The 12,628-nt window shown below is 56.7% G+C and carries 10 protein-coding genes; 9 read left to right on the top strand and 1 reads right to left on the bottom strand.

From position 1 onward, the window contains the following. Nucleotides 1-66: 66 nt before the first annotated feature. The 8 genes from EGY08_RS07710 to EGY08_RS07675 all read left to right on the top strand — a co-directional run bounded on the left by EGY08_RS07710 (nucleotide 67) and on the right by EGY08_RS07675 (nucleotide 10,956). On the top strand, nucleotides 67-1,245 hold the full coding sequence (locus tag EGY08_RS07710) for a M20 aminoacylase family protein (protein ID WP_004130162.1): 1,179 nt from the start codon (nucleotides 67-69) through the stop codon (nucleotides 1,243-1,245). A 19-nt stretch (nucleotides 1,246-1,264) separates the two neighbouring features. Continuing rightward, a complete protein-coding gene (locus tag EGY08_RS07705) occupies nucleotides 1,265-2,041 on the top strand; it encodes an ABC transporter substrate-binding protein (protein WP_123828368.1) in 777 nt (258 codons plus the stop codon). 314 nt (nucleotides 2,042-2,355) lie between these two features. Beyond that, complete coding sequence (locus EGY08_RS07700; protein ID WP_123828367.1) at nucleotides 2,356-3,309, top strand: aldo/keto reductase; 954 nt, start codon at nucleotides 2,356-2,358, stop codon at nucleotides 3,307-3,309. Nucleotides 3,310-3,650: 341 nt separating this feature from the next. Next, on the top strand, nucleotides 3,651-5,888 hold the full coding sequence (locus tag EGY08_RS07695) for a TonB-dependent receptor (protein WP_123828366.1): 2,238 nt from the start codon (nucleotides 3,651-3,653) through the stop codon (nucleotides 5,886-5,888). A 105-nt stretch (nucleotides 5,889-5,993) separates the two neighbouring features. Further along, nucleotides 5,994-7,370 carry a phenylalanine transporter gene (gene pheP / locus EGY08_RS07690; RefSeq protein ID WP_123828365.1) on the top strand — a complete coding sequence of 459 codons (1,377 nt, stop codon included), beginning with the start codon at nucleotides 5,994-5,996 and terminating at the stop codon, nucleotides 7,368-7,370. 152 nt (nucleotides 7,371-7,522) lie between these two features. Further along, nucleotides 7,523-8,764 carry an MFS transporter gene (locus EGY08_RS07685; protein WP_004130172.1) on the top strand — a complete coding sequence of 414 codons (1,242 nt, stop codon included), beginning with the start codon at nucleotides 7,523-7,525 and terminating at the stop codon, nucleotides 8,762-8,764. Between the two features lie 15 nt (nucleotides 8,765-8,779). Further along, nucleotides 8,780-9,808 carry a sugar phosphate isomerase/epimerase family protein gene (locus tag EGY08_RS07680; protein WP_123828364.1) on the top strand — a complete coding sequence of 343 codons (1,029 nt, stop codon included), beginning with the start codon at nucleotides 8,780-8,782 and terminating at the stop codon, nucleotides 9,806-9,808. Further along, a complete protein-coding gene (locus tag EGY08_RS07675; RefSeq protein ID WP_049114711.1) occupies nucleotides 9,805-10,956 on the top strand; it encodes a Gfo/Idh/MocA family protein in 1,152 nt (383 codons plus the stop codon). The genes EGY08_RS07680 and EGY08_RS07675 overlap by 4 nt, the downstream gene beginning before the upstream one ends. A 37-nt stretch (nucleotides 10,957-10,993) precedes the next feature. Here the strand turns inward: EGY08_RS07675 and EGY08_RS07670 are convergent, their stop codons facing one another. Further along, the gene (locus EGY08_RS07670) at nucleotides 10,994-11,410 is read right to left on the bottom strand and encodes an Exc2 family lipoprotein (RefSeq protein WP_004130178.1); all 417 of its coding nucleotides are present in this window, start codon (nucleotides 11,408-11,410) and stop codon (nucleotides 10,994-10,996) included. A 578-nt stretch (nucleotides 11,411-11,988) separates the two neighbouring features. On the opposite strand from EGY08_RS07670, the gene EGY08_RS07665 reads away from it, so the two are divergent. Then, nucleotides 11,989-12,624, top strand: coding sequence for a helix-turn-helix transcriptional regulator (locus EGY08_RS07665; protein ID WP_004130180.1), 636 nt, complete (start codon nucleotides 11,989-11,991; stop codon nucleotides 12,622-12,624). Nucleotides 12,625-12,628: the final 4 nt, after the last annotated feature.

Below are 12,628 nucleotides of genomic sequence, written 5' to 3'. Positions count from 1 at the left end.
TGCAATAAACCCTTAGCACGTTAAGTTATTAAAGCTTTGCATCTGATTCTATTCCCGGAGACCGGCATGACCGACTGTGTAATTCCTGAAATTAAAGCCACCGAAGATGAAATGATTGCGATCCGTCATTATTTACACGCCAATCCGGAATTAAGCCTGGAAGAGTTTAATACCAGCGAGCTGGTGGCCGGAAAACTGACCGAGTGGGGCTATACGGTGACCCGCGGGCTGGCGAAAACCGGGGTGGTAGGAACGTTAAGCAAGGGCGATTCGCCGCGTACTATCGGCCTACGCGCCGACATGGACGCGCTGCCGATTTTCGAAGCGACCGATCTCCCCTGGGCCAGCACCGTGGCCGGAAAAATGCACGCCTGCGGCCACGATGGCCATACCACTATTCTGCTGGCGGCGGCGAAATATATCGCCTCGCCGGCTTGCCAGTTCAACGGCACGGTACACCTGATATTCCAGCCTGCGGAAGAGGCGATCGGCGGCGCGGATTTAATGATTAAAGACGGCCTGTTTGAGCGCTTCCCCTGCGAGCGTATCTTCGGCCTGCACAATATGCCGGGCCTGCCGGTGGGGAAACTCGGCTTTTACGCCGGTAATTTTATGGCCTCGGCGGATACGGTAAAAATCACTATTACCGGCTACGGCGGCCACGGCGCGCACCCCGAGCGCACCGTCGACCCCATTGTGACCGGCGCGGCGCTGGTGATGAATCTGCAAAGTATCGTTGCCCGTAACGTACCGCCGGGCGAAACCGCGGTGGTCAGCGTCGGCACTTTCCAGGCGGGTATCGCCTCCAACGTCATCCCCGAGAACGTGGTGATGGAGCTGAGCGTGCGGGCGATGAAGCCGGAAATCCGCGACTTGCTGATTAAGCGCATCAAAGAGCTCGCTGATTTTACCGCCAAAAGCTACGGCGCCAGCAGCGAGGTTGAGGTTTTTGACTCTTATCCGGTGCTGACCAACAGCGGCGAGGAGACCGAGTTCGCCAAAGCGCTGGCGCTGGAGGTCTTTGGCGAGGAGGGCGTACTGGAATCCATTTCGCCGATGAACGCCAGCGAAGATTTCGCCTTTATGCTCCAGAAACGCCCCGGCTGCTACTTCCTGCTGGGCAATGGTGAGAAAGGCGGGAAGGGCGGCTGTATGGTGCACAACCCCGGCTATGACTTTAATGATGACATTATTTCCACCGGCGCGACGCTGTTCGCCCGGTTAGTTGAAACACACTGCCGTTGATCTCTGGAGTCCGTAAATAATGAAAAAATCTCTTCTGCTGTGGGTCGCGCTGATGGCCTCAACTTCAGCTCTGGCCGCAGAAAATAAGGAAATTCGCTTTGGCGTCGATCCCACCTTCGCGCCGTTTGAATGGAAAGATCCGCAGGGTAAGCTGGCGGGTTTTGATATTGACCTCGGCAACGCGATTTGCGCCCAGCTGCAGGCGAAGTGCGTGTGGGTGGAAAGCAACTTCGACGGCATTATCCCGGCGCTGAAGGCGCGTAAGTTCGACGCGATCCTCTCCGGTATGTATATGACCGAGAAGCGTAAAGAGCAGATCGGCTTTAGCGACAAGCTGTACAACGGCCCGGTGTTCCTCGTGGCGCGTAAAAACACCCTGGCCGGAAATACCGTCGAACAGCTGAAGGGGAAAACCATCGGCGTAGAGCAGGGCTCGGCGCAGGAGACTTACGTTAACCAGCACTGGCGCACGGCGGGGATCAATATCGTCGCTTATCAGGGGGCGGATCGCGTGGTTCAGGATCTGGAGTCCGGGCGTATTGACGGCGCGGTGTTGTCCGGGATGATGGCCGACTACAGCTTCCTGCAGCAGCCGCAGGGTAAAAATTTTGCCTTCGTTGGCGGTCACCTGAAGGACGACAAGCTGTTCGGCGCCGGCGCGGCGATTGGCCTGCGCAAAGAGGACGATGCCCTGCGCCAGGAGATTAACGGCGCGATAGCCCGCATTCTCGCCGACGGCACCTATAAAAATCTCGCCGGGAAATATTTTAGCTTTGACGTCTATTCCGGGACATAATGTTGTTATGCATTCAGCGGGCACGGATAGCCCGCTTCAAGCTTCCTTTTCTTACTATCATTTCTGACCCTTGGCATTTCTTGAAAGGACACAGAATATAAGCATTACCCTATATAATTTGCGTTGCATGAAGGCGACAAGAGAGTGACAAATTCGTCAGGAACGAATTTGACCAGCCGAAGGCTGGCCTTCGGTGAGAGGCAGGAGCCTCTCATTAATCCCCGGGACCTTACTCGAGTATGTGACCGGGGTGAACACGCGAAGTCAACGCACAGGCAACGTGAAGTATGACGGGTAAATAAGGAGTGAACGGCATGATGACACGTCCCTTGGGCAAAACCGGATTTTCCATCGCCCCGCTGGTGTTTGGCGGTAACGTTTTTGGCTGGACCATCGATGAAAAAACCAGTTTTGCCATTCTTGATGCGTTTATAGACCACGGCTTCGATGCTATCGACACGGCGGATGTTTACTCCCGCTGGGCGGACGGCAACCAGGGCGGCGAGTCTGAAACCATTATCGGCCGCTGGCTACAGGCGCGGCCAGGCATGCGCGATAAGGTAAAGCTCTTCACCAAAGTGGGTTCCGATTTAGGCCTTCCCGGCCATAAAGGGTTGAAAAAAGCGTGGGTCCAGCAGGCGGTGGACGACTCCCTGCGACGCCTGAATACCGATTATATTGACCTCTATTTCGCCCACTGGCCGGACCCGGAAACGCCGGTCGCCGAAACCCTCGACGCCTTCCACGCCCTACAGCAGGCGGGGAAAATCCGCGCCATGGGCGCCTCGAACCTCGATGCGCAGCAGCTTTCGAGCGCGCTGGAAGTGTCGCGCAAAAGCGGTCTGCCGGCCTGGCAGGTGCTGCAGCCGGAATACAATCTTTATCATCGCTCGGCTTTTGAGGGCGCGCTCTGCGACCTGTGCATCAGCCGCGATATCGGCGTGGTGACCTACTACAGCCTGGCGTCCGGCTTCCTGACCGGCAAATACCGCCAGCAGTCCGATCTGGCGCAAAGCCAGCGCGGGGGCGGCATTGGCAAATATCTCAATCCGCGCGGGCTGCGTATTGTCGATACCCTGGTTGAAGTGGCGGAGCAAAGCGGCGCTAAACCTGCCGAAGTCGCGCTGGCCTGGCTGATGAGCCGCGACGGCGTGACGGCGCCCATCGCCAGCGCCACCAGCCTCGCTCAGGTGGAGAGCTTTGCTCGCGCCGCTGCGCTGACCCTGAGCGCCGACCAACTGGCGCGTCTGGATACCGCCAGCGCGTAGTGATTGAGGCCGGAGCCTGTCGGGTTCCGGTCTTTTGTCTCGCCGCGTTTTGTTGCGCACGCTTCCTCACCTTCAGCCCAAACCACTGCGGCGAATCCCTTTCACCGAAAATGAAACGTTTTTCCAGACGGCAAAAGCCAGGCTTGATTACGATAAGATAATGAGTATAGTTCTCATTCTTCTTCTTGTTTGCGATTTTATCAGGAGATAACCTGCGTACGTCGCGGGCTCACAGGTAAACGGCGAAGGCACTGGATGGGGCTCACAGGCGCAAGACCGGAAACGCGAATTTCGGCGGCGGAGTCACTATCGGATCGTTGATTTTGTTCAGGACTGATCTTATGAAACGCACTCTCCCGGCGCTGGCCGTCTCTGCCAACTTAAGCGGCCGCGCCGCACCGGCTTTCCCACTGCGGAAAACGCTGCTGGCGTTAACCATTGGCGCTATCTCCCATTCGGCAACGGCGGCGGAAAACGTCGCCGAACGCCAGAAAAGCGAAGAAACGATGGTCGTTCAGGCCGCATCCGCCAGCGATTTTAAAGCCGGCGGCGATTTGGTGGTGCCCGCCTATCTCGATGGTCAGATAGCCAACGGCGGCCGTCTTGGGATGCTCGGCGAACAAAACGCGATGGACGTTCCGTTTAGCATCATCGGCTATACCTCGAAGCTTATCGAGGATCAGCAGGCGAAAACCATCGCCGATGTGGTCAGCAACGATGCCGGGGTTCAGCCAGTGCAGGGCTACGGTAACTACGCCGAGACCTACCGCATTCGCGGCCTTAAATTTGACGGCGACGATATGACCCTGAGCGGGCTGGCGGGCGTGGTGCCGCGTCAGGTGGTGGATACCGCCATGCTTGAGCGGGTCGAAATTTTTAAAGGTGCCAACGCGCTGCTTAACGGTGCGGCCAGCTCCGGCGTCGGCGGGATGATCAACCTGGAGCCTAAGCGCGCGGAAGATACCCCGACCGCTCGCGTGGGCGTCGACTATACCTCGGATTCTCAGGTCGGCGGTACGCTGGATTTGGGCCGCCGCTTTGGCGACGACAACCAGTTCGGCGCGCGGATGAATCTGGTGCACCGCGAAGGCGAGGCGGCGGTGGAGAGTGATAAGCGCAGAACCACGCTGGCCTCCATAGGGCTCGATTATCGCGGCGAACGGATGCGCAGCTCGTTTGACTTTGGCTATCAGAAAAAAACCTTCCACGGTAGCCCGATGGGCATCAACATTTCGGGCGTCGATTTTATTCCGCGCCTGCCGGATAACACCCACAACTACACGCAAAAATGGGCTTATAGCGATATCGAAAATGAGTTCGGTATGCTGAGAATGGAATACGACATTGTCGATAAATGGACCGCCTACGCCGCTCTGGGGGCGCAGCATGCCCATGAAATCGGTCTCTATAGCGCCTCGAAGCTGATTGACCGGGCGGGCAACGCCACGGCGGGGCGCCTGGACACCAACCGCTATATGGATACCGCCAGCGGCATGGCCGGGATACGCGGCGAATTCGCTACCGGTTTTGTGTCGCACAAGGTCAACGTCGGCTATTCGGCGAAAACCCAGAACGACAAAACCGCGTGGCGGATGTCGAAGGCGGCGGATAATCCGCCGGTGAATATCTACGATACCCGTCCGGTTGCGCCCCCGGCGAACGCTTCCTTCGGCGGCGACTATGACGATCCGCTCACCAGCGGCCGTACCCGTTCCCAGGGCTGGCTGCTGAGCGACACCCTCAGCGTGCTGGACGATACGCTGCTATTCACCGTCGGCGCCCGTCATCAGAAAGTGGTGGTGCGTAACTACGATAAAGTCACCGGCCTGCAAAGCGATGCCTGGGACAATAGCCGCTGGATGCCGGCCTATGGCGTGGTCTATAAGCCCTGGCAGGTTCTCTCTTTATACGCTAACCATACCGAAGCCCTGCAGCCGGGCAGCAATGCGCCAACCTCCGCCGCTAACTATGGGGAAAGCGTCGGAATTATTCACTCGAAACAAAACGAAGTCGGGATGAAGGCGGATTTTGGCCGCATTGGCGGCTCGCTGGCGCTGTTTGAAATTAAAATGCCGTCTGCCTTCCTGGATAGCCAGAAACGCTATGGCCTTAACGGCGAGCAGCGCAATCGCGGCGTGGAATTTAACGTATTCGGCGAACCGCTGTACGGCCTGCGCCTTAACGCCAGCGCGACCTGGCTGAAAGCCGAACTGTCAAAAACCAAGGATGGCGTCAATGATGGTAAAACAGCCATCGGCGTACCGGGCTTCTATGCGGTGCTTGGCGCAGAGTATGACATCAAACCTATCGACGGCCTCACCGCCACCGCACGCCTCAATCACTCGGGTTCGCAGTATGCCGACCAGGCGAACAGCAAGAAGATTGATAGCTTCACGACCCTGGATCTCGGCGTGCGCTATCGTCTGGCGCTTAACGAGAACCAGAATCAGATGACGGTACGCGCGGGCGTCGATAACGTGACGGATGAGAACTACTGGTCCGGCGCGGACGACAGCGGAACCTATCTGTTCCGCGGCGAACCGCGCACGTTCAAGGTTTCGGTCGGCTACGAATTTTAAGGCAAAACCGCAGGAGCGGGCAGGGCGGCTCGTTTCCTGCGGGTTGCGACCGGCCCGGCTTAGTGTTAAAAGGTGCCCCTTCATATAAACACACAGGGGATCGACGTGAAAGACGCGTCAACGTCGTCGGATGCCGTAGAGGAAAGCGGCCCGACGCTTCATCGCGGTTTACAGAACCGACATATTCAACTTATCGCCCTTGGCGGCGCCATCGGTACCGGCCTGTTTCTCGGCATCGGGCCAGCGATTCAAATGGCGGGACCGGCCGTACTGATCGGCTATGCCGTCGCCGGGATCGTCGCCTTTCTGATCATGCGCCAGCTGGGTGAAATGGTCGTCGAAGAACCGGTTTCAGGCTCCTTTGCCCACTTTGCCTATAAATACTGGGGCCCGTTCGCCGGTTTTCTTTCCGGCTGGAACTACTGGGTGATGTTCGTGCTGGTGGGGATGGCGGAGCTGACCGCCGCCGGGATCTATATGCAGTACTGGCTGCCGGACGTGCCGACGTGGATCTGGGCCGCCGCGTTCTTCCTCATTATCAACGCCGTAAACCTGGTGAACGTGCGCCTGTACGGCGAGGCGGAGTTCTGGTTCGCGTTGATAAAGGTGCTGGCGATTATCGGCATGATTGGCTTTGGTCTGTGGATGCTGTTCGGTGGCCACGGCGGCAGCAAAGCGGGAATCGATAACCTGTGGAAACACGGCGGTTTCTTCGCCACCGGCTGGCACGGCCTGATTATGTCGCTGGCGGTCATTATGTTCTCCTTCGGCGGACTGGAGCTTATTGGCATTACCGCCGCGGAGGCCCACAACCCGGAAAAGAGCATCCCGAAAGCGGTTAACCAGGTGGTATACCGTATTCTGCTGTTTTATATCGGTTCGTTGGTGGTTCTGCTGGCGCTCTATCCGTGGGTGGAAATCAAATCCGACAGCAGCCCATTCGTGATGATCTTCCATAATCTTGACAGCAATATGGTGGCTTCCGCGCTGAACTTCGTGATTCTGGTCGCATCGCTGTCGGTTTATAACAGCGGCGTTTACTCGAATAGCCGGATGCTGTTTGGTCTGTCGGTGCAGGGCAATGCGCCGAAGTTTCTCGCCCGCGTCAGCAAGCGCGGCGTGCCGGTTAACTCCCTGCTGCTTTCCGGGATTATTACCTCCCTGGTGGTGGTGCTTAACTATCTGTTGCCGCAGAAAGCCCTCGGCCTGCTGATGGCGCTGGTGGTAGCGACGCTGCTGCTGAACTGGATCATGATCTGCCTGGCGCACCTGAAATTCCGCGCCGCCCAGCGGCGCAAGGGGCGCGAGCCGAAGTTTAAAGCTCTGCTGTCGCCCGGCAGTAACTACGTCTGTATCGCCTTTCTGGCGCTGATCCTGGTGCTGATGTGCACCATCGACGGGATGCGTCTGTCGGCGATTCTGCTGCCGGTGTGGATCCTGTTCCTGTTTGCGGCCTTTAAAACCCTGCGCCGGAAGGCGTAGCGCGCGATCGCCCCGCCGTCCGGCGGGGTATCATTCCTTTTATTGTGATCTTCTTCGCGCTTAGCGTATTTTGCCCGCGATCTTCTTTTTGTAATCGATTACTTTTCATTTGAGGGTATTTGTAATCGATTACTTTTTTGAGGGCGGTCGAAATGATCACAACAACCGAAGGTCGTGAAACTCCCCGCGCAACGCACCGTTTTCTGGTGCCGCGGCTGTCGTTAATGATGTTTATGCAGTTCTTTATTTGGGGAAGCTGGTCGGTCACGCTGGGGCTGGTGATGACCCGCTATGAGATGTCGCTGCTGATCGGCGATGCTTTCTCCGCCGGGCCGATTGCGTCCATTCTTTCGCCATTCGTACTGGGCATGCTGGTCGACCGCTTTTTCGCTTCGCAGAAGGTGATGGCGGTAATGCACCTGGCCGGGGCGGTGATTCTGTGGTTTGTTCCGCAGGCGCTGGTGGCGCAAAACGGCGCGCTGCTGATTGGCCTGCTGTTCGGCTACACTCTGTGCTATATGCCGACGCTGGCGTTGACCAATAACATCGCTTTCCACAGTCTGGCGAACGTCGATAAAACCTTCCCGGTGGTGCGCGTCTTCGGCACCATCGGCTGGATCATCGCCGGTATCTTTATCGGCGTGACGGGGATTTCCGATACCACAGGGATTTTCTCTGTTGCGGCGCTCTGTTCGGTGGCGCTGGCCATTTATAGCCTGACGTTGCCGCATACGCCGGCCCCGGCGAAAGGCACCCCGGTACAGTTTCGCGACCTGCTGTGCGCCGACGCCTTCGCGCTGCTGAAAACGCGCCACTTCCTGATTTTCTCCCTCTGCGCGACGCTGATTTCGATTCCGCTGGGGACCTACTACGCCTACACCGCGTCTTATCTGGCGGATGCCGGTATCGCGGACGTCAGCACCGCGATGTCTTTCGGCCAGATGTCAGAAATCTTCTTTATGCTGGTGATCCCGCTGCTGTTCCGCCGCCTCGGGGTGAAATACATGCTGCTGATCGGCATGGCGGCGTGGTTCGTGCGCTACGCCTTCTTTGCGCTGGGGGTCAGCGAAGAGGGGCGCTTCCTGCTCTATCTCGGCATCCTATTGCATGGCGTCTGCTATGACTTTTTCTTTGTTGTCGGCTTTATCTACACCGACCGCGTGGCCGGTGAAAAAGTGAAGGGCCAGGCGCAGAGCATGATCGTGATGTTCACCTACGGTATCGGCATGCTGCTGGGGTCGCAGATTTCCGGCGCGCTGTATAACCATCTGGTGGCAGGCCAGAGCGTACCGCAGGCGTGGGTCGCCTTCTGGTGGATCCCGGCGGTGGCCGCAGCGGTCATCGCCCTGATTTTCCTTTTCTCTTTCCAGTACAACGAGAAAGAGCCGCGTTAATGTTTGGGAGGTGGTATGAAAACAATCAAGGGGCCGGGCATTTTTCTGGCGCAGTTTATCGGTACGCAGGCGCCGTTTAATACCCTGGAGGGCCTGGCGCAGTGGGCTGCCAGTTTGGGCTATCAGGCATTGCAGATCCCCTGCAACCATCCGGCGATTTTCGACGTTGAACGTGCCGCCGCCAGCCAGACCTACTGCGATGAGGTGAGCGGCAAGCTGGCGGAGCATGGCCTGACGATCGGCGAGCTCTCTACTCATCTTGAAGGGCAACTGGTGGCCGTTCATCCGGCTTATGATAGGGCCTTTGACGCGTTTGCGCCCGTCGCGCTGCGCGATAACCCGCAGGCGCGCCAGCAGTGGGCGGTCGAGAAAGTGCGCCAGGCGGCGGTGGCGTCTGCGCGTCTGGGGCTGAAGGCGCACGCCACCTTTTCCGGGGCGCTGGCGTGGCCCTATTTTTATCCGTGGCCGCCGCATAATCAGCCGCTTCTCGATGAGGCTTTTGATGAGCTGGCCCGGCGCTGGCGGCCGCTGTTGGACGTTTTCGACGAACAGGGCGTCGATCTCTGTTACGAAATCCATCCCGGCGAAGATCTGCATGATGGCGTGACCTTTGAGCGTTTTCTGCAGCGACTCGATAACCATCCGCGCTGCAACATACTTTATGATCCCAGCCACCTTCATCTTCAGCAGATGGATTACCTGGCCTTTATCGATATCTACCACGCGCGGATCAAAGCGTTTCACGTCAAAGACGCTGAATTCCGCCGCAGCGGGCGCAGCGGGGTCTACGGCGGCTATCAGAACTGGCCGCAGCGGGCGGGACGTTTTCGTTCGCTGGGCGACGGGCAGATCGATTTCAAAACGATTTTCAGCAAGCTCACCGAGTATGATTTTGACGGCTGGGCGGTGCTGGAGTGGGAGTGTTGCCTGAAGGACGCGGAAGTCGGCGCGCGCGAAGGCAGCGAGTTTATCCGCCGCCATATCATTCCGGTCTCCGGACGGGCGTTTGATGATTTCGCCGCAGGCAAGGAGGGAGGAGAATGATTCAGGTCGGCATTATTGGCTCCGGGTTTATCGGGCCGGCGCATCTGGAAGCGCTGCGCCGGGTGGGCGATATCGAGGTGGTGGCGCTGTGCGATGGTTCGCTGGAAGTGGCTCAGCAGAAGGCGCGCCAGCTCAACGTGGCGCACGCCTACGGTAGCGTCGAGGCGCTGCTGGCGCATCCCGGATTGCAGGTGGTGCATAACTGTACGCCGAACCATCTGCATGCGCGGATTAACCGACAGATCCTCTCCGCCGGGCTGCACGTCTTTTCGGAAAAACCGCTCTGCATGACCGCGGAGGAGGCCCGTGAGCTGGTGGCGCTGGCGGAAAGCGCCGGGGTGGTTCATGGCGTCAGCTTTGTTTATCGCCAGTTTGCCATGGTGCAGCAGGCGGCGGCGATGATGCGCAACGGCGACGTCGGAAGGCTGTTTGCAGCGCACGGCAGCTATTTGCAGGACTGGATGCTGCTGGAAAGCGACTATAACTGGCGGGTCGATTCGGCGCAGGGCGGCGCCTCGCGGGCGGTGGCCGACATTGGCTCCCACTGGTGCGATACGGTGCAGTTTATGACAGGCCGTCGTATTGTCGAGGTGATGGCGGATCTCTCTATCGTCTGGCCAGCGCGTAAAGCGCCCGTCGCCGGGGATGCGACCTTTAGCCAGCATCGCGATGATAGCGCGTATGAGGCGCGGCCCGTCGATACCGAAGATTTGGGATCGGTACTGTTCCGTTTTGATGACGGCAGTAAGGGCTGTTTTACCGTTTCGCAGGTCAGCGCCGGGAGAAAAAATGGCCTGACGGTGGAGATCAACGGCAGTAACTGTTCGCTGGCATGGGAGCAGGAGATGCCGCAGCGGCTGTGGGTGGGGCATCGCCAGCGGCCAAACCAGCTGCTGAGCGACGATCCGAGCCTGATGCTCGGCGAGGCCGCCGCCAGCGCCCACTTCCCCGGCGGGCATAACGAAGGCTGGCCCGATGCGTTTAAAAATATGATGCTGAGCTTTTATCAGGCGGTGCGCGCCGGCGAGATGCCGCCGGCGTCGTCGCAGCGTTTCGCCTCTTTCTATGAGGGGGCGGATGTGATGTACATCGTTGATGCGATAGTGAAAAGCCATCAGCAGCAGCGCTGGGTGCAGGTGGAAAGATAAGCAGAAGGCGCGGTGCGCATTTTGCGCACCCGCTGTATTATTTCACGCCAAAATAGCCGTCGAGATAGGTCCCGGACAGTTCATTACCAAACAGCACGGCGTCTTTATTTTCCATCTCGTTGTCCCATTTATCGCTGACGTTGCCGGTAAATGCGTGCTGGGTTTTTGTGCCCTGCGCCACCTGCTGCCTGATGGCGTCGGCAGTACGGCGGGCGTCGCTTTCGCTCATCCCCGACTTTCTGTCCTGCTGCCCACGGGCATAGATGTCGGTAAAGTTCGGCAGATTTAAGCGGTAGTTTTCCTGACGGTTACTCACGAAGTTACCACCGACGAAATCGCTGCGGTGTGAGACAAAATAGTAAGCGTGGCGTTCCGGGGAAGATTTTGAGGAGGTACAGCCGGAAAGGGCGGCAAGCGAACAGCCAAGCGCGATAAAAGCCATTTTTAGTTTCATTGATATCATCATCCATAATTATTAGAACAGGTACACCGATCATTCGGCTACAGAACAAAACGGTTAAGTATGTCTGTACGGTAGCACCTGAAGACCCATGAATCCAAGGGTCTTCAGGCAGCATTTTTAGATCTGCGCCAGTCCACCATCAACGTAGTCTGGTGGTTGCTGACAGCCCCTCGGACCTTATCAGCGGCAATATCGGCTGCGCGTATTTATCGACTGGCTGGCGGAGGCATTTCCGGCTGCGGTAAAAGGGGACTAGATGAAAGGAACCAGAAAATTATGCAGCGTGTGATTATAAATCAAGTAACAATAAATATTACGCTTACTTATAATATGGGGGATATATCTTGCTATATATAATATGACATGGTTAAATTCAGTGGGTATTTTATTAAAATATTTAATGAAATGTGTTAACGTTATTTTCTCTAAGGGCTTGAATTATAGATTAGTCTTTTGTTTTCTATATTTATAGTAAATGTAATAGCAGCAATTTTTTTTGTTTATAGTATGTTTGGTATTACGTCTGTATCTTTTTGAAAATATTTTTAGCCACTCAAGAGGTAAATGTAATGCCGGCAGGTAACCGTGAGATTAAATGTATGGCGTGTGGTTTAAACTGCCCTATTGAAGCGGAAGATAAAATTGAACGTTCTCTTTGTGGAGAGAGAAAATTTTCAGTATGGCCGGATAAAAATTATTTTTTTAAGCGAGCGGTCAATGATTTAGTTTTTCGTGAACTCACCTGTTTTTTGCCTGAAGGAATGGTGGTGGTGGACTTCTCCCTCGACAATATTTTGTATTTTCTGCATGAGGGATGGGCCGAAAAACTGCAGGAGACCGGGCTGAAGATTATTTTACTCGCGGATAAAAGCATGCTGCCCATGGCTAATTTTTGGATGCTGCGCTCCGGATTACTATGGTCGGTGGTGGAAGTCAACGATAGCTTAAGTAGCTTAATCAAGAAAATAAAACGCATCATGCTGGGGCGAAATCTTCGCTGCCGGCGCACACCGTCGCTGACGGAGCATGAAATGAAGACGCTACGCCTGCGGGCGGACGGGCATTCCAGCCAGGATATCGCCCGCATCATGGCGTGCGATACCCGCAGCGTCTACCGCTTTCAATACTCTTTATGCAAGAAGTTCGGCGGGCTCAATCGCCTGCACGAGCTGCGCTTCAGGCATAACATACCCGCGCTGGATTAGCAGC

The organism is Klebsiella sp. FDAARGOS_511, from assembly GCF_003812845.1.
GTDB classification, from domain to species: domain Bacteria; phylum Pseudomonadota; class Gammaproteobacteria; order Enterobacterales; family Enterobacteriaceae; genus Klebsiella; species Klebsiella grimontii.
This window is presented reverse-complemented; position numbering and strand designations above follow the sequence as displayed.

Excerpts from the sequence above, each read along its gene's own strand:
- EGY08_RS07710 (WP_004130162.1), top strand. The coding sequence starts at position 67 with ATGACCGACTGTGTAATTCCTGAAATTAAAGCCACCGAAGATGAAATG.
- EGY08_RS07705 (WP_123828368.1), top strand. The coding sequence starts at position 1,265 with ATGAAAAAATCTCTTCTGCTGTGGGTCGCGCTGATGGCCTCAACTTCA.
- EGY08_RS07700 (WP_123828367.1), top strand. The coding sequence starts at position 2,356 with ATGATGACACGTCCCTTGGGCAAAACCGGATTTTCCATCGCCCCGCTG.
- EGY08_RS07695 (WP_123828366.1), top strand. The coding sequence starts at position 3,651 with ATGAAACGCACTCTCCCGGCGCTGGCCGTCTCTGCCAACTTAAGCGGC.
- EGY08_RS07685 (WP_004130172.1), top strand. The coding sequence starts at position 7,523 with ATGATCACAACAACCGAAGGTCGTGAAACTCCCCGCGCAACGCACCGT.
- EGY08_RS07680 (WP_123828364.1), top strand. The coding sequence starts at position 8,780 with ATGAAAACAATCAAGGGGCCGGGCATTTTTCTGGCGCAGTTTATCGGT.
- EGY08_RS07675 (WP_049114711.1), top strand. The coding sequence starts at position 9,805 with ATGATTCAGGTCGGCATTATTGGCTCCGGGTTTATCGGGCCGGCGCAT.
- EGY08_RS07670 (WP_004130178.1), bottom strand. The coding sequence starts at position 11,410 with ATGAAACTAAAAATGGCTTTTATCGCGCTTGGCTGTTCGCTTGCCGCC.
- EGY08_RS07665 (WP_004130180.1), top strand. The coding sequence starts at position 11,989 with ATGCCGGCAGGTAACCGTGAGATTAAATGTATGGCGTGTGGTTTAAAC.